Genomic DNA, 2673 nt, shown 5'->3' with positions numbered 1-2673 from the left:
CGCAGTCTCTTTTCATTTTCCCGCGCCAACAAGCCCGGACAGGATAAAAGCAATGCCCCAGCGCATGATCTCTTAAAAAATAATCGTCTATTCATGGTTTATCAGATTGATCAGGGCAAATGTAAACAATATTCCCGGAGAATTGGATAAAACTGTTTACCTTTGCCTTATCAAATACGAATCTGCTATATGAAACTAAAAGTAATTATCCTGCTTATCAGTCTGTTATCCGGCTCTATCGAAGCCCAGACAATTCATTACAATGCTTTCTCACACAACGATTATGAACGTCCCCGTCCGCTATTCGATGCCCTTTCATTCCAATTCAATTGTGTGGAAGCGGATTTATGGCTAATCGACGGCGAACTGTATGTGTCCCACGATTCGGTCGCCCCCAACCCGGATATCACATTCGAGAAACTGTATCTCTTGCCATTAGTCGAACGGATCAAAAAGAACGGAGGCAAAGTATATCCGGACAGCGACCGCCCGTTTTACCTGATGGTCGATTGCAAGACAGACGGCGAAGCAATGTACCCCGTCTTGAAAAAGAAACTGAAACCATACGAATCTCTTTTCTGTCATGAAAAGGACGGGAAACTGCAAGAAAGTGCCGTGTTGTTCTACCTGTCAGGGAGAAGTCCCCGCAAAGCTATTGCCGCCGAAACCAACCGTTTTATCTTTCTGGACGGTACGATAGAAGATTTAGGGAAGGGCATTCCGGCCGCCCAAATGCCTGTCATTAGCGATAATTATTCCAAATATATCGGCTGGAAAGGCCAGGGAGAGATTCCCGCTGAAAAGCTCGAAAAGGTGCGAGAATATATCCGGCAAACCCATGCGGAAGGCAAACTGTTCCGCTGGTGGGGCGCACCGGACACACCACTGTTCAAGAAACTTTTTATTAAAGAAGGGGTGGATTTGATCGGGGCCGACGACTTAAAAGCGTTGAGTTTGATTTTACAGAATCCCTAAAAAATCTTTTTTCATCCCGAATAATTCTTTTTTAAATGTCTACTAATTCTGTAATCGGCGTCAGTGATTACAGAATTAGTAGGCACTCCGATGTTTTCTTATGCTATGTAGATAAGTAAACCAGGACTACTTATAAGACGAAATATTGAATAACTTCTTCATCTCACCCGTTTTCACCTTAGCCGTAAACAGGTCTTGCAAATCCTTAGCAGATAAGGAGTAAGAGGGAGCGAAAGCAGAGGATTCCATGTATTCCAAAATGCTACGGTAGAACTGCCGGGCTTCCGGTTTGTCCTGTACTGCTTTCAGATCAGACATGCAAACTAAGAGTTTGCCGTTCCCAACCTTGAATTCAAACAACAGACCCAACTTATGGTTGCGTTCAACATTGTCGATTACCTGCACGATCGGCCGGTAATCGTCGGACAGACGATCCAGAATCATAGGGTAGCTCTGCTTGATGATTGGGAACCATTGCCAGTTGGTGTGGAACTCGGTCGGGAAATCAGCCAATGCAGGGTGGCCGGGATCAGTCAAGATTCCCAATGTACCGGGAGAAACTGGGCGGTCCAAGTTTTCGCAGATAGTCCGGAACATACGGTAATTCCAATAATCCGTCTGGAAAAGTCCGCCTACCGTTTGATCCTTATGTTTGTCTTTCGAAGGGAACCAAAGGACTTTGCCCCCCTCTGTCAGGTATTTCAGATGGGCATCTAAATCATCCGTCACACAAATGTCTTCAGATGGTACAACCTCTTTATCAGCCGCCGGATAAATCCAAAGGGAATAATCATTCCGGTAAGGAGTGCCGTCTATCGACAAGGCGAGCGTGACTTTTTCAGCCTTCCGGACAGAAGCGATAGCCGGTTTCAATGTGCCTACCTTTGCCAGCTCTCCTTGTTTGACCTGTAAAGGTAAAACACCCTTGTCCAAGACCTGTTGTTTGCTGTCGGTCAATACCCAAGACAATTGTTTGCCATTCAAATCACTTTCGGAATAATTAGCGATCTCTACCTCTCCGGTGAGCGCCTCATCGTTCGTCCAACAGAACTTCTCCGTGCAGAACAGAGGAACCACTTCCGAACAGAAATGCCGCCATTCTTCCGGCGCGATCAACCCTTTACTTTCCATAAAAGCATCCAAGATTCCGACATAAGCTGAGCCCTGTCCCGGATAATCCTGCAAATCGAGCAACTGGAAACCGCCCCATTCCGGCGTACGCAGGTTCATCTCGATATCCGCCCGGTACAACAGGGCCGACCATTTACCGGAAGCCATCATAAAGTCATGCGCCTGGTCGATCATACCGGCCTCTTCCAAGCGTTTCTTGAAGATTTCGAAATTGCGAGGCTTCAATACACCCGTATATTTCTTGATCTCTTCATAATTCGGATATACCTGGAACTGCCCCGTCTCGTGGCTGATAATCGGAACATCGCACAAAGCATTGGCAGACGAGAAATCCATCTCCGAATTCGGGTACGTGTGATTCAGATACCCGCCGTCATAAGCGTCAGCAAATGAGAAAGAGGCACGGGCATGGGTGTTGAACTGCTTGTCGTCTTCACGCCCGACACGGCAAGTCGTGAAATAATCTTCATCCGCCTGCTTTCCTTTAAAGCCTAAATAATTATTCGAACCGGAAGCATAGATATGGCGGTTATCCTCCTTTTTGAAGGTCTGGATCAGCATGGCAAG

Annotated in this window: 2 protein-coding genes; one reads left to right on the top strand and one right to left on the bottom strand. The window is 46.5% G+C overall.

The genetic code is table 11. The features are described from left to right. The first annotated feature begins 189 nt into the window (after window positions 1-189). On the top strand, window positions 190-975 hold the full coding sequence (locus BHV83_RS00370) for a phosphatidylinositol-specific phospholipase C/glycerophosphodiester phosphodiesterase family protein (protein WP_286755263.1): 786 nt from the start codon (window positions 190-192) through the stop codon (window positions 973-975). Window positions 976-1101: 126 nt separating this feature from the next. Here the strand turns inward: BHV83_RS00370 and BHV83_RS00365 are convergent. Continuing rightward, window positions 1102-2673: DUF8487 domain-containing protein (locus tag BHV83_RS00365; RefSeq protein WP_502687949.1), on the bottom strand; the 1572-nt coding region annotated here is incomplete at its 5' end.

It is taken from the genome of Parabacteroides sp. merdae-related_45_40, assembly GCF_001915675.1.
This window is presented reverse-complemented; position numbering and strand designations above follow the sequence as displayed.